Annotated in this window: 20 protein-coding genes; 15 read left to right on the top strand and 5 right to left on the bottom strand. The window is 39.2% G+C overall.

Annotation, left to right across the window (positions count from 1 at the left end; genetic code table 11):
• Nucleotides 1-38: 38 nt before the first annotated feature.
• Nucleotides 39-293, bottom strand: a complete 255-nt coding sequence (locus ACQKEZ_RS02840) for a DUF2624 domain-containing protein (protein ID WP_427298612.1) — start codon at nucleotides 291-293, stop codon at nucleotides 39-41.
• A 138-nt stretch (nucleotides 294-431) separates the two neighbouring features.
• Between ACQKEZ_RS02840 and ACQKEZ_RS02845 the strand changes: the two genes are divergently transcribed.
• From ACQKEZ_RS02845 to ACQKEZ_RS02905, 13 genes are all read left to right on the top strand, one after another.
• A complete protein-coding gene (locus ACQKEZ_RS02845; RefSeq protein WP_427298614.1) occupies nucleotides 432-1,313 on the top strand; it encodes a YitT family protein in 882 nt (293 codons plus the stop codon).
• Between the two features lie 135 nt (nucleotides 1,314-1,448).
• Nucleotides 1,449-2,222, top strand: a complete 774-nt coding sequence (locus ACQKEZ_RS02850; RefSeq protein WP_427298616.1) for a metal ABC transporter ATP-binding protein — start codon at nucleotides 1,449-1,451, stop codon at nucleotides 2,220-2,222.
• Entirely contained in the window at nucleotides 2,222-3,082 is an 861-nt protein-coding gene (locus ACQKEZ_RS02855; protein WP_427298618.1) for a metal ABC transporter permease, read from the top strand. The genes ACQKEZ_RS02850 and ACQKEZ_RS02855 overlap by 1 nt, the downstream gene beginning before the upstream one ends.
• Nucleotides 3,060-3,479 (top strand): Fur family transcriptional regulator, encoded by a 420-nt coding sequence (locus ACQKEZ_RS02860; protein ID WP_427299303.1) that lies wholly within the window; start codon nucleotides 3,060-3,062, stop codon nucleotides 3,477-3,479. The genes ACQKEZ_RS02855 and ACQKEZ_RS02860 overlap by 23 nt, the downstream gene beginning before the upstream one ends.
• A 177-nt stretch (nucleotides 3,480-3,656) precedes the next feature.
• The gene (locus ACQKEZ_RS02865) at nucleotides 3,657-4,589 is read left to right on the top strand and encodes an ABC transporter permease (RefSeq protein WP_427298621.1); all 933 of its coding nucleotides are present in this window, start codon (nucleotides 3,657-3,659) and stop codon (nucleotides 4,587-4,589) included.
• A 12-nt stretch (nucleotides 4,590-4,601) separates the two neighbouring features.
• The gene (locus ACQKEZ_RS02870) at nucleotides 4,602-5,546 is read left to right on the top strand and encodes a carbohydrate ABC transporter permease (protein WP_427298623.1); all 945 of its coding nucleotides are present in this window, start codon (nucleotides 4,602-4,604) and stop codon (nucleotides 5,544-5,546) included.
• A gap of 52 nt (nucleotides 5,547-5,598) precedes the next feature.
• The gene (locus ACQKEZ_RS02875) at nucleotides 5,599-7,098 is read left to right on the top strand and encodes an ABC transporter substrate-binding protein (protein WP_427298625.1); all 1,500 of its coding nucleotides are present in this window, start codon (nucleotides 5,599-5,601) and stop codon (nucleotides 7,096-7,098) included.
• 26 nt (nucleotides 7,099-7,124) lie between these two features.
• Entirely contained in the window at nucleotides 7,125-7,826 is a 702-nt protein-coding gene (locus ACQKEZ_RS02880; RefSeq protein ID WP_427298627.1) for a hypothetical protein, read from the top strand.
• 3 nt (nucleotides 7,827-7,829) lie between these two features.
• Entirely contained in the window at nucleotides 7,830-10,145 is a 2,316-nt protein-coding gene (yicI, locus tag ACQKEZ_RS02885; protein WP_427298629.1) for an alpha-xylosidase, read from the top strand.
• Between the two features lie 10 nt (nucleotides 10,146-10,155).
• Nucleotides 10,156-12,459, top strand: coding sequence for a glycosyl hydrolase family 95 catalytic domain-containing protein (locus ACQKEZ_RS02890; RefSeq protein WP_427298631.1), 2,304 nt, complete (start codon nucleotides 10,156-10,158; stop codon nucleotides 12,457-12,459).
• The gene (locus ACQKEZ_RS02895) at nucleotides 12,450-12,713 is read left to right on the top strand and encodes a hypothetical protein (protein ID WP_427298633.1); all 264 of its coding nucleotides are present in this window, start codon (nucleotides 12,450-12,452) and stop codon (nucleotides 12,711-12,713) included. The genes ACQKEZ_RS02890 and ACQKEZ_RS02895 overlap by 10 nt, the downstream gene beginning before the upstream one ends.
• 59 nt (nucleotides 12,714-12,772) lie before the next feature.
• A complete protein-coding gene (locus ACQKEZ_RS02900) occupies nucleotides 12,773-14,149 on the top strand; it encodes a glycoside hydrolase family 1 protein (RefSeq protein ID WP_427298635.1) in 1,377 nt (458 codons plus the stop codon).
• Between the two features lie 12 nt (nucleotides 14,150-14,161).
• Nucleotides 14,162-15,052: an ROK family protein gene (locus ACQKEZ_RS02905; RefSeq protein ID WP_427299304.1), complete on the top strand. Its 891-nt coding sequence runs from the start codon at nucleotides 14,162-14,164 to the stop codon at nucleotides 15,050-15,052.
• A 112-nt stretch (nucleotides 15,053-15,164) separates the two neighbouring features.
• Here the strand turns inward: ACQKEZ_RS02905 and ACQKEZ_RS02910 are convergent, their stop codons facing one another.
• Nucleotides 15,165-15,746: a 5' nucleotidase, NT5C type gene (locus ACQKEZ_RS02910; protein WP_427298637.1), complete on the bottom strand. Its 582-nt coding sequence runs from the start codon at nucleotides 15,744-15,746 to the stop codon at nucleotides 15,165-15,167.
• A 139-nt stretch (nucleotides 15,747-15,885) separates the two neighbouring features.
• On the opposite strand from ACQKEZ_RS02910, the gene ACQKEZ_RS02915 reads away from it, so the two are divergent.
• Entirely contained in the window at nucleotides 15,886-16,242 is a 357-nt protein-coding gene (locus ACQKEZ_RS02915) for a cell division protein CrgA (protein WP_427298639.1), read from the top strand.
• 41 nt (nucleotides 16,243-16,283) lie between these two features.
• Here ACQKEZ_RS02915 and ispG read toward each other — a convergent pair whose 3' ends face one another.
• The 3 genes from ispG to ACQKEZ_RS02930 all read right to left on the bottom strand — a co-directional run bounded on the left by ispG (nucleotide 16,284) and on the right by ACQKEZ_RS02930 (nucleotide 18,734).
• Complete coding sequence (ispG, locus tag ACQKEZ_RS02920; protein WP_427299305.1) at nucleotides 16,284-17,390, bottom strand: flavodoxin-dependent (E)-4-hydroxy-3-methylbut-2-enyl-diphosphate synthase; 1,107 nt, start codon at nucleotides 17,388-17,390, stop codon at nucleotides 16,284-16,286.
• Nucleotides 17,391-17,503: 113 nt separating this feature from the next.
• A complete protein-coding gene (locus tag ACQKEZ_RS02925) occupies nucleotides 17,504-17,806 on the bottom strand; it encodes a hypothetical protein (RefSeq protein ID WP_427298641.1) in 303 nt (100 codons plus the stop codon).
• Between the two features lie 175 nt (nucleotides 17,807-17,981).
• Entirely contained in the window at nucleotides 17,982-18,734 is a 753-nt protein-coding gene (locus tag ACQKEZ_RS02930; protein WP_427298643.1) for a DUF1189 domain-containing protein, read from the bottom strand.
• A gap of 152 nt (nucleotides 18,735-18,886) precedes the next feature.
• On the opposite strand from ACQKEZ_RS02930, the gene ACQKEZ_RS02935 reads away from it, so the two are divergent.
• A complete protein-coding gene (locus tag ACQKEZ_RS02935; protein WP_427298645.1) occupies nucleotides 18,887-19,375 on the top strand; it encodes a DUF456 domain-containing protein in 489 nt (162 codons plus the stop codon).
• Nucleotides 19,376-19,522: the final 147 nt, after the last annotated feature.

The following is a 19,522-nucleotide window of genomic DNA, read 5'->3' on the forward strand; positions in this document are numbered from 1 at the left end:
AATGATGAGGTGCCGCGAAAAGCGGCCCTTTTTTCTTCTTAACCAGTAAATTGTTGAAACAAGTCGTTTACTGTCTGTGCCGTCTGTTTGGATGTAATGGCTTCAACTTGTTTAAGAAGTTTACTTCGCTCGCTGTCATTAAAGATATTAATGTTTTTGCCATACATGAGTTTGGCTACTTCAGATGCTTGATCCTTGGATAAGCTCACCCCGTATTGTTTTGCATACTTTAACAGGTCATTTGCTGTTATTTGATTTAGGCGCTGTAAAATGATCTTTTGAATTAAAATCAATGCCATTCCTCCCCTCTGTCATAATGTATGGGCGTAGAATGGAAAATGTGCAAAAAATTTTATTTTACTCTGTGAAATGATAAAATAATAAAGTAAAATGTTCATTGAAAATTGAAAAGTGTAGAGAAGGGAGAACGTATGGCAAATAGTAAACAACATAGAAAAGAATCAGTGCCTCATTTTATCTTAAGAATCTTTTTGATTCTTGTAGGGGCTGCATGTGCAGCAGTTAGCATCGAATTATTTTTAGTGCCAAACAATATTATTGATGGGGGCATCATCGGCATCTCGCTTATTTTAGATTATCTTTTTACAGATAACCCTTTGATTAATTTTGCGACGATTGTTGTTGTGCTGAACATCCCATTTATGATTTCAGGATACAAACATATTGGAAAAACGTTTCTTGTTTCGACTGTCATTGGCATTCTCAGTCTGGCGGTCATTGAATCTTCACTACATCATGTAGAAGCTGTTACATCTCAACCCATTCTGGCAACAGTATTTGGTGGGCTCCTGCTTGGTTTTGGTGTTGGACTTGTCATTCGAAATGGTGGATCAATGGACGGTACAGAAATTCTCGGAATTCTGTTAACGAAGAAGATTCCATTTTCCGTTGGCGAATTTGTGATGATCGTCAACGTGTTTATTTTCATATGGGCCGGTTTTGTTTTTGGACCGGAGCAAGCAATGTATTCTGTGATGACATATTATTTGGCAATGAAAACAATTGATGCTGTTATTCAAGGCTTGGATGAAACAAAAGCTGTCATAATAGTATCTGATCATTTTGATGAAATTTCCGATGCGATTAGTCATAGGCTTGGTAGGGGAACAACAAAGCTGAAGGGGAAAGGCGGCTATTCGGATAAAGAGAAAGATGTCATTTATGCAGTCGTAACAAGGCTAGAGATTACAAAGTTAAAATCAATTGTGTTTGAAATTGATACAAATGCATTTATTACGATTATGAATACGCATGAAACAAGAGGTGGCAAGTTTAAAACAGCCATTCATTAGCTTTTATTTTACTTTTTCATCATTCTTTTATATAATGGCACATAGGTATGAACAGAGAAAATGGCATTCGCCATTTTCTTTTTGTTGTATAAATCGTAATCATTCTTTTATATTTGATTGAAGGTGGAAAGATTCATGGCAAAGCCAATTATTGAAATGAACGACGTTTCCTATTCATATGGACAACGAAATGTCATTGACCATATTCACTTAACAGTGGAAGAGGGCAACTTTCTCGCACTTGTTGGACCGAATGGCTCTGGCAAAACAACATTACTAAAATGCTTACTTGGGCTAATTAAGCCTCAAAAAGGCGAACTAAAGCTGTTCGGTACACCATTGGCTAAATTTAAAGACTGGGATCAAATTGGTTTTGTCTCGCAAAAAGCCAATAGTTTTAACACAGGTTTTCCCGCTTCTGTTTATGAAGTTGTTGCAAGCGGTCTGACAGCTAAAATTGGTTTGTTTAAGCGGATGAGCAAGCAGGACAAAGAACAAGTGGAAGAAGCGATTCGTTCTGTTGATATTCAAGACTTAAAGCATCAAAACATTGGTGAGCTATCTGGTGGTCAACAACAAAGAACTTTTATTGCACGTGCACTTGTCAGTCAGCCAAAGCTATTGATTTTAGATGAACCGACCGTCGGGGTCGATCAAAAAACAGTCGAGGGTTTTTATCAACTGTTAGAATCACTAAATAAAGAGAAAGGAATGTCTCTGATCCTTGTCACACATGACGTAGGGACTGTTTCTGATAAAGTGACACATGTCGCATGCCTGAATCAACATTTACATTTTCACGGTGATGCAGAAACGTTTGATTCTATGGATGATCAGGCGCTTTCACAAATTTATGGACATGACATTCAAGTGATTCATCACGATCATCATCATGGGGGACATGAATAATGCTATTTCCTTTTTTTCATTATGAGTTTTTACAAAATGCGTTTATCGCTGGTATTTTAATTGGTTTTATTGCTCCTTTGTTAGGTGTATTTATCGTGGTCAGAAGATTGTCACTGATTGCTGATGCTCTAAGTCACGTATCACTCGCAGGAATTGCGGCAAGTCTCTTTTTGGATAAGAAATTCGGTTTATTGACAGGTGTGAGTCCGCTTTATTTAGGTATGACTTTTTCTGTTGTGGGCTCACTTTTTATAGAACGATTAAGATCGGTATATAAACATTATCAAGAGCTGGCGATTCCAATTATTTTATCAGGTGGGATTGGCATTTCAGTCATCTTCATTTCACTAGCAAACGGGTTTAATACGGATTTATTCAGTTACTTATTCGGAAGTGTGAGTGCGGTTTCGCGAATTGATCTATGGATTACCGTAGGGATTTCAGTTGTGGTTGTACTTGTAGTTGTGCTTTTATTTAAAGAATTATTCCTGCTGTCGTTTGATGAAGAGCATGCGAAGGCATCAGGGATTTCAGCAAAGTGGATTCATTTTATTTTTATTCTTGTTGTAGCGCTTGTGATTGCTGCGTCGATGCGTATTGTCGGAACACTGCTTGTATCTGCACTGATGACACTTCCTGTCGCAGCAAGTATTCGAATCGCTAAAGGGTTTAAACAAGCGATCTTTTTCTCTATTTTGTTTGGCGAGATGTCTGTTATTATTGGACTCATCCTAAGTTATTATTTAGATTTAGCACCAGGTGGAACGATTGTTATGCTATCTATTCTCATTTTAATCGGATGTATTAGCATCGGGAAATTCAGAAGGGGGAATCATGATGAACGTACAAGAAGCGCTTGATTTATTAAAGGAGAAAGGCTACAAATATACAAGCAAACGTGAAGATATGCTTCAGTTGTTTTCAGATTCTGATAAGTATTTAACAGCCAAAAACGTCTTGATAGAACTAAGTGCAGACTATCCTGGGCTTAGCTTCGATACCATTTATCGTAACCTTTCTCTCTATGAAGAACTCGGCATTTTAGAGACAACAGAATTGTCTGGTGAAAAACTATTCCGTTTCAAATGTTCATTCTCCCATCATCATCATCATTTTATCTGTCTTGCTTGTGGTAAAACAAAAGAAATTGATGCCTGTCCGATGGACAAGCTTGAAGCGGATTTAGAAAACTACAATATTAGTGGTCATAAATTCGAAATATACGGTACATGTCCGTCATGTGAAATACATCCTTGAAAAGACTAGCCAAAGGGCTAGTTTTTTTTGTGACATCATCGGGAGAAAGTACATCTAAATATTCGTGAAAGCGCTTTACTTTGTGTGAGGCATTGTTTAAAATGAAATTTAACTAACTTAGTTTGATATATAAACTAAGTTTTGCTGTGCATTGATTTGATCAAAAGGGGGATTGTGATGACAGTTGTAAAAGGGTTTTGGAGCACTTTAACCCGAAACAAGATGTATTTATTAATGATATCACCGATGCTCATCTTCTTTTTTATTTTTTCGTACGTTCCGATGGTCGGGATTTATTATGCGTTTACAAACTATGACTTTAGTAAAGGTCTATTTGGAAGCGATTTTGTCGGTTGGGACAACTTCAAGTTTCTTTTTGTCGGGGGAAGCGATGCGATTATTTGGAAGCTTACCCGCAATACGATCCTATATAATTTAGCCTTCTTGCTACTAGGCAATCTACTGCAAATCATCGTTGCCATCACCATTAGTGAACTCCCAGGGAAATTCATCAAAAAGACCTCGCAATCCATCATGTTTCTTCCTTATTTCATTTCTTATGTCATCGTCGCAGTGTTTATTTATCATATCTTCAATTATGATTATGGACTTGCTAATCAAGCGATCAAAACGTTTCATGGAGAGCCCGTGAATTTTTATGCGGAGCCTGGTGCATGGAAATATATTTTAGTGTCTGTTGCGCTCTGGAAGGGTGTCGGTTACGGGACAGTGATCTATCTTGCAACACTTGCCGGCATTGACCGGACGATGTATGAAGCAGCTGAGCTAGATGGTGCGAATATTTTTCAAAAAATTCGGTATATTACACTTCCTTCATTAAAACCGACCTTCTTTATTCTCTTGTTATTTAACATAGGCACTATGCTGAAGGGACAATTCGATTTGTTTTATCAGGTCATTGGCAGAAATGGTCTACTGTATGACGCAACTGACATCATTGATACGTATGTGTACAGGAGTTTAACTGTCAATTTTGATATTGGCTTAGGGACAGCTGCTGGCTTGTACCAATCGTTTTTTGGACTGGTATTGATTTTAATTGTGAACAAAATCATTAAAAGAATAAATCCAGACTATGCGTTATTTTAGGAGCTGAATCATATGGAGAGTAAATTACCAGTGACAACAGCGGAGCTCAAAGCATTAAAAAAGCGAAATAAATTAAAGGTTCCTCTTTCAACAAGAGTTTTCCATGTGCTTGGTTTTACATTCATTATCACATTGTCCATTTTGTGTTTATTGCCATTTTTGATGATTTTGTCTGGTTCGTTAAGCGAAGAGAGCAGCATCATTAAAAATGGTTATTCTCTCTGGCCGGAAAGTTTTACACTGGATGCCTACCGAGCGGTTTTTCAATATCCTGAACAGATTTTAAAGGCATATGGAATAACGATTTTTGTCACTGCTTTTGGGACAGGTCTCGGGTTGTTTTTTATTTCGATGGGTGGTTACGTTTTGGCGAGAAAGGATTTTAAGTATCGCAACCATGTTGCATTTTTGATTTACTTTACGACTTTATTCAGTGGTGGGCTTATTCCGTGGTACATCGTCTTAACTGAATTTCTTCATTTGAAAAACTCTGTGTGGGGATTGATTTTACCTAGTTTAATGAATCCATTTTTAATCTTTTTGTATCGAAATTACTTACTCTCTATTCCAGATTCACTCGTTGAGTCTGCAAGAATGGATGGGGCGAATGATTTTTTAATTTACCGCAAAATTATTTTGCCTTTGGCTAAGCCTGCGCTAGCCACAATCGGTCTGTTTTTGGCGTTAGGTTATTGGAACGACTGGTTTTTGTCATCCATTTTAATGACTGATCCTGATAAATACTCACTGCAATATCTGCTCTATCAAATTTTGCAAAATGCACAATTTTTTCAGCAACAGACCGCAGCAGGCATTCATGCCGGAACTGTCAGTATGCCGACAGAATCTATTAAGCTAGCAACAGCTATCATTGCGACGGGACCTGTCATCTTATTTTATCCGTTTGCACAAAAATATTTTGTCCAAGGTTTGACGATCGGAGGTGTCAAAGGATAATTCATTTGTTGATTTATAAATTGAATGCTTATCAAAGGGGGAAATGGTTGGTATGAAGTGGATGAAAGTGCTTAGTTTACTTGTGATCATGAGCATAGTGGGGGCATGTTCTGCTCAAAATACTTCAAATCATCTTAAAAAAGACGGACAAACTGTAACCATTGCTGTCATAGGAGATAAACCAAAAGATATTGATGCGATGTATCAAAAATTAGATCGGCTCACAAAAAAAGAAATCAATGCGATTGTCAGGTTTGAGTTTATTTCGTGGCAGGATTGGTCCAATAAATACAATTTGGCATTGACCTCGAATAAACAAATTGATGTCATTGTAACGGGTGATTGGATGAACTACTCTCAATATGCTGAAAGGAATGCTTTTTATGATTTAACAGATTTGGTGAAAAAAGAAACACCAACATTATATCAAGCCATTGATGAAAAAACGTGGGACAATTCAAAGATAAACGGTAAACTCTTTGCGGTTCCATCTACCAATGTAGAGTTTTTAAATGCAGGGATCATGTTCCGTGAGGATTTGCGTAAAAAATATCAACTTCCTGAGATTAATAGCATGAAAACACTTGAACAATATTTTTTCACATTGATGAAAAAGGAAAATATCAAGACGCCCGTCTTGCAAAATCTCGCACAAGGCATGATAGGAAGTGGCTTTCCTTATATATCAGCTGATTCACAAGGTAGGTCAACACTTGCTGGATATGGTCTGATGGTTGACCCAAACAACCTTTCACGCTCTGTGTTTATTTATGAGAAGCCAGCGTATCACAAGTTGATTACAACCATGAAGAATTGGGCAAGCAAGGGCATTATATCAAAGAATCTATTAAATGATACTCAAACAAAAGAGGAGCTTGTCAAGGTTGGACAGCTTCCGGCTGATTTGGACAGTACGGTGGCAAAGGCAGGAGATTGGGCAGTCAAAACGCAGCGTGAAGTGAAGGAGGCGGCATTTGATTTTGTTCCATACGCTCATTTTACAGACTATGGTGGAGGGCTCATTTATCCAACGAGACCTCATCATAACATGCTGGCCATTACGAAAAATTCAACACATCCTGAACTTGGCTTAAAGGTCATTGAGCTCTTCCATACCAATCAAGATGTCTATGATCTGGTGACGTATGGTATCAAAGATTTGAATTACAAAATCACCAAGGATGGAAAAATAGATACAGCCACAGTCGATCAACAACATTTGTTTTCTATGCCGTCATGGTCGTGGGAAGTGGAAAAATACAGATATGAAAAGTTCGATGAATGGCCTTTGTTAAAGCAAAAGAAAGAAGAAATGAAAAAACAAGCGAAGGAAGATCCTTTCGCAGCGTTTGTATTTGATGCGACGAACGTTCAAGCAGATCTTGCTGCCCTTCAGCAGGTGAAAGCGCAGTACATTGACCCGCTTGAAGCAGGTCTTGTGCCAGATCCTGATCAAGCACTTGAACAAGTGATCACAAAGCTAAACCAAGCAGGACTTGAAAAGGTACAAAAAGATCTTGATCGCCAATTGCAGGAATACGCCAATAAATAAATTTAAGTAAAAAGGGGGCTACTTGTGTGGATGTGAACAAGCCTTTTGATGAAACCCGTTTATTTGTGATGAGCGAGTATATCTATTTTTTTATGAAATGTACATTCTTTTTTCTACTATTTAATCTTCCTCTTCTATCTGCGATGATCTTTTTTCACGTCCATCCAGCGTCTTTTTCGTGGATGGTGCTAGCATTTATGTCTCTTTTTATGGGGCCCGCATGGATTGTTGTGCTTCGTGTGACAGGCAAAGCATTACGAGAGCGTGAGATTCCTAAAGGAAGCAAGCTATTTTTAAGCAGTTATGTGTCCCATTTGGGCGAAGGAATGTTTTATTGGGCACTCTATTTCATCAGCTTTCTCATTCTCCAATTTAATAAGCTCTATTTTTTACAAATGGAAGGAACGTTTGCTCTGCTGGCATATGTATTTACTGTTTTACAGCTTGCACTTGTAACATGTGCACTTTATACATTTGCGATTGTCTCAAGGTTTTATTTGCATGTACATCAAACGTTGAAGTTGTCATTATGGCTAATGGTTCGAAAATTAAATCAAACGGTGCTGATGTTTGCCATGCTGATACTTTGTATGGTCCTATTGATGAAATTGAATGGTCTATTGTCCATTTTTATTGGTGGGATAGGCTATGTCATGATGCGAATGATGCAGCCCATCTTACAGGAAATCGAAGAGTGTATTCAAACTGGAAAAGATGAGGTGGAGTGAAAGATGAAATTCAGCGATGGTTGTTGGATGACAAGAGAAGGCTTTCATATTAATAGCCCACATGAAGTCTATGACCTAAAACAGAGAGAACAAGAATTAACCTTATTTGCACCGTTTCAGCATATTGGACATAAGGGTGCAACACTAGATGGTGGCATGCTGACGATTCAGTTGACTTCGCCTCTTCCGAATGTCATCAAAGTGAAGTTGATTCATCATAAAGGAGGGGTGGTGAAGGCGCCAGCATTTGAACTAAATGAGCAAGAGGCATCTCTACATGTGATGGAGGAAGACGCTCATCTAATAGCAAAAAGTGGTCATCTTAAGGCGAAAATCGATCAGAAACATTGGGGGATTCAATTTTTATATGGGGAAAAGGAGCTTGTTTCAAGTAAAGGAACTGGCTATGTTCAATCAGATGAAGGACAGGTGTATATGAAGGAAGAGCTCACAATAGATGTTGGTGAACTCATCTACGGACTCGGTGAACGGTTTACATCCTTTATCAAAAATGGACAGACGGTAGAATGTTGGAATCAAGATGGTGGAACTGGAACGGAGCAGGCGTATAAAAATGTACCATTTTATTTATCAAATAAAGGCTACGGTGTTTTTGTGAATCATCCAGAACACGTATCGTTTGAGGTGGGTTCTGAGAAAGTATCACGTGTTCAATTTAGCGTAATAGGTGAAGAGCTTGAATACTTTGTTATCGGTGGTTCGACAATGAAGGAAGTAATTTCTCATTATACACATTTAACGGGAAAACCAGCTTTGCCTCCTGCATGGTCATTTGGTTTGTGGCTATCTACTTCTTTTCTTTCAAACTATGATGAAGAAACTGTGACTAGCTTTGTTGATGGGATGCGGGAACGAGATATTCCGTTAGAAGTGTTTCATTTCGATTGTTTGTGGATGAAGGAGTTCGAGTGGTGCAATTTTGAGTGGGATGAGCGGGTGTTTCAGAATCCTCAAGTGATGCTGAAGCGCTTGAAGGAAAAGGGTGTGCATATTTCTGTATGGATCAACCCTTACATTGCACAAAAATCGCCACTTTTTGATGTCGGTCTTGAAAAAGGGTATTTTCTAAAAAAAAGTGATGATCGAGTGTGGCAGTGGGATAAATGGCAAGCTGGTCTTGCAGTTGTCGACTTCACAAATCCTGAAGCTGTCAAATGGTATACAGGGCACTTAGACCGGTTAATTGAAATGGGTGTAGATTCTTTTAAAACTGATTTTGGTGAACGAATTCCTATAGATGTTGTGTACCATAATGGATCAGACCCTCATAAAATGCATAATTATTATGCTTATTTATATAACAAAATCGTTTTTGAGCAATTAGAGAAACGGCTTGGCCTGCATGAAGCCGTTGTATTTGCCCGCTCTTCAACAGTTGGGGGACAGAAATTTCCAGTGCATTGGGGAGGCGATAGCTTATCCAATTACCCATCAATGGCAGAGTCTTTGAGAGGTGGACTGAGCTTTGGGCTTGGCGGTTTTGGATTTTGGAGTCATGATATTGGTGGATTTGAGAATGGGACAACACCGGATCTGTATAAACGCTGGTCACAGTTTGGACTTTTGTCCTCTCATAGTCGTTATCATGGTAGCGGTGATTATAAGGTACCGTGGCTATACGGAGAAGAAGCAGTGGAGGTCACTCGTTCCTTTACAAAGCTAAAGCTATCGCTTATGCCGTATTTATACCGATTTGCCCATGAGGCCGTACAGTCAGGTGTACCAATGATGAGACCGATGGTACTAGAGTTTTTAGACGATGAGACCTGTCATTACCTTGATCGTCAATATATGCTAGGCAGCGATCTATTGATTGCACCAATTTTTCAAGAATCTGGTGAGGTCTCTTACTATGTGCCAAAAGGGGTCTGGACGAATCTTTTAACGAATAAACGAATTACTGGTCCAGGGTGGCAAAAAGAAAAACATGACTATATGACCTTGCCTATTTTAGTTAGAGAACATACGGTTTTGCCTATATGTCATGATGCTACGCAAGCAAGCTATGATTATACAGAAAATACAACTTTTCACCTGTTTGAAATGAATGAAGGAGCAGCATCTTCTATTAAAATTTATCATCCAAATCATAAAAATAGCGCCCTCTTTTCGGCGGTAAAGCAAAATCATCAAATCATCGTGAAAACAGAAGGGATAAAGGGAGAGTACCGTATTGTTCTTCGCAATTTGAAGGGACGAATAGACGTTGATCCAACCAAAGCATCTTTGGTTCAGGAAGGTCTTGATACAGTGATTGTGACAAAAGAAAAAACGCTTGTCATTAGCTGTTACATATAAAGAGGTGGTCATGATGAGCGGAACTTTTACAAGAGAAGTCGCGCAGTCTTGGGAATTTGCAATGGTGTCAGGAAACGGAGAATTAGGCATCATGCATTATGGAGAACCACATGATGAAAGAATTGTGCTGTCACATGCAGCATTGTTTCTCCCTCTTCCGCCAAAAAAGCTCCCTAACATGTCGCCGTATTTAGAAGAAGTCAGACGAATATCTGATCAACAAGGGTATAGAGCTGCCCATGATTTTTTTATTCAAAAGGGGGAGGTACATGGACACTCGATCGTTCCAACCGACCCTTTTCATCCCGGTCTCTTTTTACATGTCAATCAAGAGAGAACAGGGCATTCGTCAAATTATAAGCGATCTGTTCATTTTGAAACAGGTGAGGTGACATCAGAATGGATGGAGAATGGGACGCGTTTCATCCATCGTATGTTTGCTTCAAGAGTGGACAAGTGTGTTGTTATGGAATTAACTTCAGAAGACTCTTCTAAAATGGATGTGAAACTCTCGGTTGAACAAGTGAAACACCCGTTGATGTCGATGGATATTTGTCATGCAGAGAACCAGCTTATCACCCATCATGCCTATGTACATGAGGAGGGTGGTTATACTACTTGCACAACGGTCAAGACAGATGGAAAAGTGTGGGGAGATAAAGGGGAAATCAAGCTTTCACAGATAACTTATGCGCTCATTTTCATGAAGCTATTGCCTTTTTCAAATCATGAACAAGAAGAAGCGAAGTGGAAAGTGAGCCAAATCCCTATGCAGCAAAATTATGAACAATTAAAAGCATCTCACGCAAAGCTGCAAGGCGAGCTATTCAACCGAACTTCACTTCACATTGGGCATGTGACAGATGATGATAAAAGCACAGAAGAGTTATTCGAACAGGTGAGCGTAGAAGAAGGTATCCCTACCTCACTCATTAAGCGGCTTTATGATGCTGGTAGGTATATGTTCATTTCGAGTACGGGCCTTAGACCACCTAATTTACAAGGAATTTGGACAGGAACATTTAAACCTTCTTGGTCGGCTGATTATACGTTAGATACGAATCTTCAATTGGCAATGACTTCTGCATTAAGCAGTCATTTACCAGAACTGATGGAACCGTTTTTTTCACTGCTAGAATCCTATTTACCTGATTTTCGTGAAAATGCAAAGAAAATGTTCGGTGCACGTGGGATCCTAACTGGTGTAAGGGCTTCTAGGAGCGGGCTTCATCTCCATTGGGGTGATGCAAGCTGGGGGGATCGAGAATGTGATACATTTTTTGGTGCTTTTTGGACGTGCGGGGCAGGATGGCTTTCACAGTTCTTTTATGATTATTATTTGTATACAGAAGATGAAACTTTTTTAAAAGAGCGGGCGATTCCTTTTATGAAGGAAGTCGCGTTGTTTTATGAGGATTTCTTATTTGAAAATGAACAAGGCATTTTGACCTTCCTGCCGTCTTATTCAGCTGAAAATGGAATTGCCGCCAATAGCACACAAGATATTGCCGTTGCACATGCTCTTTTCAAACATCTCATTGATAGCTGTATGATATGTCAGGTTGAGCAGGGAAATATAAACAAATGGAGACGCTTGAAGCAGAAGCTTCCTCCTTATTTAATCAATGAAGAAGGGGTATTAAAGGAATGGGCGGTAGAGGATCATGATGAACAGTTTGATCATCGCCATTTTGCCACATTCCACGCTATTTTTCAAAGTGATGAATGGTCTGAAGAAAAGACACCCGTTTTATGGCAGGCGGCAAAAAGAGCATTTGACAAGAAGCTGGAGCATTGGCTTTATCATCGGGAATCGGATACATCTACTCATGGCAGAATGCATGCTGGTCTGTGTGCTGCAAGATTTGGTATGAGCAGTGTCATCACAGATATTCTTCGGATGATGATAGCTGGTGGCGCCATTTATCCGAGTCTGATGACGGCTCATTATGACGATTACCACGTTTTTAATGTAGATGGAAATGGAGCCATCCCGCATCTGCTTCATGAAGCGATGTATCATTCTTCTCCAGGTGAGCTCCTGCTATTCCCTGCCTTGCCAAGTGAATGGATAACAGGAGAATTAAAAGGCGTACTCTGCAAGGGGAAAATTGAAATAAAAGAACTAAGCTGGAATCTAAAAGAGGGATGGATTCAGCTCATTCTCTATCCGAAAAAAAATCAGATACTCAAAGTACATTTCCATCAATCTTTTCAAAACAATCACTTTCATTCGATTGATCCTGTTGTCGTCCATTTGCAAAAAGGGCAGCCGCTCCCTCTTTTTTGGGATTCAAAAAGTGGATGTTGCTGAATGAACCCATGTATCATTTGCTGCCTTTAAAATGGATGACGAAAAAAGCAGTTAAGGTAGCAAATCAATTTGTGATGTTCATGCAAGTGGCGCTCTACAATATTTTAAACAGTCGCTTTACAAATGAACTAGAGGGAATGACGGAGAAAATAGTCAAGGGACTTCAAAGCAAACTGACGAGTTATTTGCATATTGATCATTCCTTCTTAAAGGAGAATGCGGCTCTTTTTGATGGAATTCAGGTAAGTTTTTAGATAGTGAACAGTTAGATTTTCGTGAGGAATCACTAAATACGAGAGGGTGAGAGCTGAAAATGACAGATCGCACACTTGATCCTTTCCCAACAGATTTCTTATGGGGAGCTGCTTCAGCTGCGTATCAAATAGAAGGAGCCTATCAAGAGGACGGAAAAGGTCTATCTATATGGGATATATATACGAAGCTCGACGGAACGACATATAAAGGCACAAACGGAGATATCGCTGTGGATCATTATCATAGGTATGAGGAAGATATCGCCTTGATGGCTGAAATGGGTCTGAAAGCTTATCGCTTTTCTGTTTCATGGAGCAGAATTTATCCGAAGGGCAAAGGAGAAGTGAATGAGCAAGGTTTATTGTTTTATGACCGTTTGATTGATGCATTGATTCATCATCAAATTGAACCCATCCTGACCATTTATCATTGGGATCTGCCACAAGCTCTTCAAGATGAATATGGCGGTTTTGCTTCTAGGAAAATCATTGACGATATGAATAAGTATGCTGTGACCTTGTTTAAACGATACGGAAACCGCGTGAAGTATTGGATTACGATCAATGAGCAAAATGTTTTTACATCACTGGGCTATTTGCATGCTGCACACCCTCCTGGCTTAAAGGATGAAAGCCTTTTTTACCAAGTGAATCATCATGTAAATGTTGCAAATGCGAAAATCATTGCTGCATTTAGGGAGCATGTGCCAGATGGAAAAATCGGTCCAAGCTTTGGCTATGGCCCTGTTTATCCATTTAATTGTGATCCAAAAAATATACTCGCTCATGAGAATGCACTTGAATTTTTTAATCATTACTGGCTAGATGTGTATATAAGAGGGGAGTATCCCATCATGCTATTAAAGGAGCTGAATAGAAGAGGCATTGCACCTGAGATGCTAGAAGGTGATCACAAGCTTTTAACCTCTGCAACACCCGATTTTTTGGGGGTGAATTATTATCATGCTGAAACGGTCAAAGCTTCAAATCAAAAGAAGCATCCGCTTTTCGAATCCGTTACCAATCCCTTTGTAGAACAAACAAAGTGGGGATGGGAGATTGACCCGATAGGTTTAACCGTTGCTCTGCGACGAATAACAAGTCGCTATCAGCTACCGATATTGATAACAGAAAATGGGCTAGGTGATCAAGATGTGTTATCAGGACACAGTATAAAAGATGATGCGAGAATCCAATTTTTAAAAGCACATATTAAGGCATGTCAAGAGGCTATAACGGATGGAACAGAGCTCATCGGCTACTGCACTTGGTCATTTACAGACCTGCTTAGCTGGTTAAATGGTTATCAAAAAAGGTATGGATTAGTGTATATTGATAGAGATGAGGATTCTCCAAAGGAATTAAAGCGGTTCAAAAAGGATAGTTTTTACTGGTATCAAAAAGTCATTGCTTCAAATGGAACAGCTTTAGATTAGGAGGGAGTTACGCTGTCTTATTATGCAGTATTTGATGTAGGTGGCACGAGAACAAAATTTGGATTGATGACAGAGGACGGCATGCTGATGGAAAGTGGCGACTACGCAACAGACTGCACGCACCTAGACCTTTTTTTGCAAGCAATGGTAGAAGTGATCAGAGACTTTCAGCAGAATTGGACACTTGAAGGCATTGCCATTAGCCTTCCTGGTTTTGTTGATAGTAGCACAGGCTATACCGAATTTGCAGGGGCGATTACGGCACTTAATCGCCAAAATATTAAAACACTTCTTGAAAAGAAAACGGCACTTCGTGTTGAGGTTGAAAATGATGCAAACTGTGCTGCACTTGCAGAGAAATTTAGCGGTCATGGAGTAGACTGTCAAAGTTTTATTTGTATGACCATTGGTACTGGAATTGGTGGCGGCATATTTGTCGGTGGTCAGCTTGTAAGAGGGGCTACTTTTCGCGGCGGAGAGTTTGGAATGATGTTGAATGAATCAGCAAACGGGCAGTTTACAACATTAAATGGCAGTGCGTCGACAGCTGGTTTAATTCGAAGCTATAAAGCCTATAAAAGTATTCCTCACCATGTTCATGTCGACGGAAAAGAAGTGTTTGAAGAGGCTGAGCGTGATCAAGCGGTTCAACAACTGATTGATCAGTGGTATAAACGTCTGGCGATCGGCATTTATAATTTGGCAACAGTGCTCAATCCAGAAAAAATTCTAATCGGAGGCGGCGTAAGTATACGTGAGGATTTAATCAAACAACTTCATGCGCGCTTAAACGCACTTCATTCATGGAAGGATATTGAGGTGAAGATTGAGCCTTGTAAATATTTAAACCAAGCAGGTATGATTGGTGCACTTTATCATTATTTATTAAAAGAGAAAGAATAGATATGATCAAGTCGATAGAAAAAAACACTGATGAAACGCAAATAAAAAGTCGATAAACTCGCTTTAGACGCGTGTCATCGACTTCCACTGAGAGCCGACAAGGCTCTTTTTTTTATGACTGTGTCGTCATTAAATTTTGTTCATAATGTTTCAGCCATTCAAACGCTTCTGTCCAATGATTGACCCTAATAATTCGATCATCTACGGGCATTTGATTATAGGGTGAGTTAAATAAAATGACTGGGATATTTGCACCTTGTGCGATCATTGTTGCGTTTCCATGATGGTCCTCAAAAAAAACATCGATTTGGTGCTTGCGCACTGCCTCTAACTTATGATGACCTCCAACAAGCTCAATAGCATCGTAATGCACCTGGTTCTCTTTAAACCATTCATACGTAAGGTCTGTTAAGTGTGCTCGTCTTGCTGTGATGTAAATGAGTTGATGCTTTTTCTTTAACTGATCTAGCATTTCTTTTGCACCAAACGCAAGTTTCGCATGCTTATAAATAAGAGGCTCATGTTCATTCATCCAGCCCCAAAATTCTTCATTGGTAATATTTAAAAGCTTCGTCAAATCATATTCCGTCATATCATCTAGTGTCATTGCACACTGAAAGGACTCATTTAAGTAAGGGACGAAGGTGTCCTGTGCCGTCACTGTGCCATCAATATCAATTCCTAAACGTAACATGCCCACACTCCTAACATTTATACTCTTAAAGTGTAACATAATCAATTCACAATTCCAGTAAGTTTTAGCAAACATGAAAAAGTCATTTTAGCTCATAATAAAAAAGCTCCTTTCTATAATCCAAAAGGGGGAATTGATCATGGAAAGAGATGAAGATTTCAAACGTAATGACCGTGAAATCGATACACATTTCAGTAATGATGATGGCTATTTAGAAGAGACAGCCGCTGAAATTACAGAGCCATACCAGGCATCAAGAGATCGAGAAGAAAGATATAACCACGTAAATGATGATTCAGGCAGTAAAGGGATTGGCTATACAGCGCTTGCGATCGCCATTATCTCACTGTTTGTGATGCCGGTGCTTTTAGGCGTAGCGGCGATTGTCGTTGGTTATATTGCAAGAAGAAAAGGAGCACGTGCGCTTGGCGCATGGTCCATTGGGATCGGAATCGTTTCCGTTGTCTTGGGCATTTTTATCACCCCGTTCTTTTAACAAAAAGAACAAAAAACGCCTGACAGATGTCAGGCGTTTTCTTATGCGTTTGCTTGTTTTTCTTTTTCTGCTTCCATTTTGGCATAATGTTCTTCTGCAATTTTGTCGATTTCTTTTTTCAGTTCTTCGACCATTGTTTCTTCAGGTACTTTACGAACAATTTCACCTTTACGGAAAAGAAGTCCTTCTCCTCTTGCTCCGGCAATTCCGATATCTGCTTCACGGGCCTCACCAGGACCGTTTACAGCGCAGCCAAGAACGGCTACTTTGATCGGTGCTTTGATTTTTGAAATATATTCTTCAACTTCATTTGCAATACTAATTAAGTCGATTTCAATCCGGCCACATGTAGGGCATGAAATCAGTGTCGCTGCATTTGCTGCGAGACCAAACGATTTTAATAATTCTCTCGCTACTTTCACTTCTTCTACAGGATCAGCACTTAGTGAAATACGAAGGGTGTTTCCGATTCCCATATTTAAAATGGCACCTAGACCAGCTGCACTTTTGACCGTCCCAGCAAATAAAGTTCCTGACTCTGTAATCCCGAGATGGAGCGGATAGTCAAATGCTTTTGCGGCTTTTTCGTAAGCTTCAATCGCTAGGTTTACATCAGATGCTTTCATACTCACAATGATGTCATGAAAATCAAGATCCTCTAAAATTTTAATGTGATGTAGTGCACTTTCGACCATACCATCTGCTGTTGGATAGCCGTATTTGTCTAATATTTTTTTCTCTAAAGAACCAGCATTTACACCGATACGAATTGGTATGCCTTTTGCTTTTGCAGCTTTCACAACGGCTTCGACTTTTTCTCTTCTCCCAATGTTTCCTGGGTTGATTCTGATTTTGTCTGCACCCGCTTCGATCGCTTTCAGAGCTAATTTGTAGTCAAAATGAATGTCGACTACAAGCGGGATGTCAATTTGCTTTTTAATTTCAGCAATCGCATTTGCTGCTCGTTCATCTGGGCAAGCAACGCGGACAATTTGACAACCAGCTTCTTCTAATCGTTTGATCTCGGCAACAGTTGCTTCCACATCATGTGTTTTTGTTGTTGCCATACTTTGGATAACAACCTCGTTGTTTCCGCCTATAGTTAAAGGTCCCACTTTAACGGGACGTGTTTTAGTACGATGGGTGATTTCACTCACTTGTCAATCGCTCCTTAGTGTACAGGCAAGATTCGCCATGTACGACATGTTTTACATTTCATATTGTAACAGTCTCTTCGTATGAATGACAAGGAATTAACGTTTTATCTCTTATATACTGGAAACTTATACGTACTGCCTGCACGTATTTCGTTTGCTTTGACTCCTTGATTTAGCTCTTCAAAATCTTGAATGACTTCATCGAGTGATCGGCTCGTACGAACAATGGATACGACTGTTTCACCTTGTTTCACCCTCACCATTTTGTACGATTTTTTTTCAGTATTGATAGAGGATGTGACAGGTATTGCGGCTGTCTCTTGTAAAGGAATCGTTCCATTTTTTAAATCGAAAAAGATAATAAAGAGTACAAATAAACTGATCAATAAAAAGAGAATGCGTCTCATCCCTATCACCTCACCGCTTTCATGATTCTACTTTCAGTGTATGCATGTCCTGAAATGATAGAACGTAAAATATGAAAAAAGCGACAGGTTCTTAGGCTAGCTTGCTCTAGTACGACTTGTACATTCTTTTAAAAATCTAGAGGGCTTCAAATAAAAAACCACCAATCACGGTGGTTTATTTTTTGGCTGGTATTTCTTTCAATACAAGATATAGGAAAATAAAATTGATTGCCCAATTGATCAAGAAGGAATTGGACACTGGTGTTTTTAATGCGCTCATGATGGCAAAAAAGACAGTTGTTAATGTGAGTGAATAAGCTGATAGCTTCCAAAGCATTTGAAAGGACAGTTCTTTTTGCTGCATGCGTTTGATGAATGTCCCTAGCATTGCAAGGAAGGTCGCACTGATGAACATAAGAGCTGCTGTAGATAAATAGAGCAGGACACAAATGACGGGAATGATGATCGCTTTGTTTTGATTCGTGACAGATGCTAAATCATCTTTTGTCAATGTACCACCAAGTAACTGATACGGGATGTCTGTCATTTGACCTTCAATCGAAATGACGGCTTTGTCTTTTAATAGCGCAATGGCTGTTTGTTTTGCTTCGATATCGCTTGTTGTGGTTTTTTCTGCTGGATCGAAAATAATGGTGATATCGTTTTCTTCTTTTTCAATCGGTTCTTTAGCATCCGATTTGAGCTGACCTTTTTCAATTGTAAATGGTGGCAAGTCCTCTTTTAGAACATGCTGAAAGCCAGTCATGGCATTTGTGATATCCTTGCTCATATGATACCCCTGAGGCACGGCAGCTATGATTGATAGGATAAAAACAAATAAGATCGCTTTACCAATTCCGGTAAAACGTGCTTTGGCAATATCATGTGGTGAATAAATACCTTTCAACAATAAACGAAATACATTCAAACGTTTCACTTCCTACATTCTTTTTCTATGAACATTATTGTATCAATCAATATCCAGTAAACACAAGTGCTGTCCTTTCAAGTGGTTAATATAGAAAGATTCAGGCATAATGAATAGAGCTGACAGATTCTAAGGCAGGGAGGCGACCTGTGATGGACGTAATTTACTGGATACTCATTATTTGTGCATTTGTAATAGCATTTGTAGGATTGGTTTATCCGATCATTCCAAGTGTTATTTTTATGGCTCTTGGATTTGTGTTATATGGGCTGTTTTTTGGCTTTGAAAAATTGACGTATACATTTTGGCTCATTCAAGCTGTTTTTATTGCTGTACTTTTTGCGGCAGACTATGTATCTAATCTCTTTGGTATCAAACGTTTTGGCGGAAGTAAAGCAGCCATTTGGGGCAGCACGATTGGACTTTTAGTTGGCCCATTTGTTATTCCGATTGCTGGAATTATCATTGGCCCATTTATCGGAAGTGTGTTGGCAGAAATGCTGGTTCATCAAAAAGATATCAAGACAAGTGTCAAAGTAGGACTCGGTTCATTGATTGGTTTTGTATCGAGTGTATTTGCAAAAGGAATGATTCAGGCACTTATGATTGGTATTTTTCTGTATTTTCACTTTAAATCCTGACACGACATAAGTGTTGAAAACAGATCAAAAAAGGCTAAATACTAAATAATGACTGAAATGTCTCATATCTTGAGCATTAACATTGAAACAAGTCCTTTCTTTTGTTACTCTTGCATTAGGATGATTTGCTTGCTTACTAGAGGAAGC

This window comes from Bacillus sp. NPDC077027 (assembly GCF_050269555.1).
Taxonomy (GTDB): Bacteria; Bacillota; Bacilli; order Bacillales; family Bacillaceae; genus Bacillus.

What these genes read in the sequence shown, in the direction of transcription:
- ACQKEZ_RS02910 (WP_427298637.1), bottom strand. Translation starts at nt 15,746, where the DNA reads ATGTTACGTTTAGGAATTGATATTGATGGCACAGTGACGGCACAGGAC.
- ACQKEZ_RS02850 (WP_427298616.1), top strand. Translation starts at nt 1,449, where the DNA reads ATGGCAAAGCCAATTATTGAAATGAACGACGTTTCCTATTCATATGGA.
- ACQKEZ_RS02895 (WP_427298633.1), top strand. Translation starts at nt 12,450, where the DNA reads ATGTTGCTGAATGAACCCATGTATCATTTGCTGCCTTTAAAATGGATG.
- ACQKEZ_RS02890 (WP_427298631.1), top strand. Translation starts at nt 10,156, where the DNA reads ATGATGAGCGGAACTTTTACAAGAGAAGTCGCGCAGTCTTGGGAATTT.
- ACQKEZ_RS02845 (WP_427298614.1), top strand. Translation starts at nt 432, where the DNA reads ATGGCAAATAGTAAACAACATAGAAAAGAATCAGTGCCTCATTTTATC.
- ACQKEZ_RS02860 (WP_427299303.1), top strand. Translation starts at nt 3,060, where the DNA reads ATGAACGTACAAGAAGCGCTTGATTTATTAAAGGAGAAAGGCTACAAA.
- ACQKEZ_RS02915 (WP_427298639.1), top strand. Translation starts at nt 15,886, where the DNA reads ATGGAAAGAGATGAAGATTTCAAACGTAATGACCGTGAAATCGATACA.
- ACQKEZ_RS02870 (WP_427298623.1), top strand. Translation starts at nt 4,602, where the DNA reads ATGGAGAGTAAATTACCAGTGACAACAGCGGAGCTCAAAGCATTAAAA.
- yicI (WP_427298629.1), top strand. Translation starts at nt 7,830, where the DNA reads ATGAAATTCAGCGATGGTTGTTGGATGACAAGAGAAGGCTTTCATATT.
- ACQKEZ_RS02865 (WP_427298621.1), top strand. Translation starts at nt 3,657, where the DNA reads ATGACAGTTGTAAAAGGGTTTTGGAGCACTTTAACCCGAAACAAGATG.
- ACQKEZ_RS02900 (WP_427298635.1), top strand. Translation starts at nt 12,773, where the DNA reads ATGACAGATCGCACACTTGATCCTTTCCCAACAGATTTCTTATGGGGA.
- ACQKEZ_RS02935 (WP_427298645.1), top strand. Translation starts at nt 18,887, where the DNA reads ATGGACGTAATTTACTGGATACTCATTATTTGTGCATTTGTAATAGCA.
- ACQKEZ_RS02875 (WP_427298625.1), top strand. Translation starts at nt 5,599, where the DNA reads ATGAAGTGGATGAAAGTGCTTAGTTTACTTGTGATCATGAGCATAGTG.
- ACQKEZ_RS02855 (WP_427298618.1), top strand. Translation starts at nt 2,222, where the DNA reads ATGCTATTTCCTTTTTTTCATTATGAGTTTTTACAAAATGCGTTTATC.
- ACQKEZ_RS02925 (WP_427298641.1), bottom strand. Translation starts at nt 17,806, where the DNA reads ATGAGACGCATTCTCTTTTTATTGATCAGTTTATTTGTACTCTTTATT.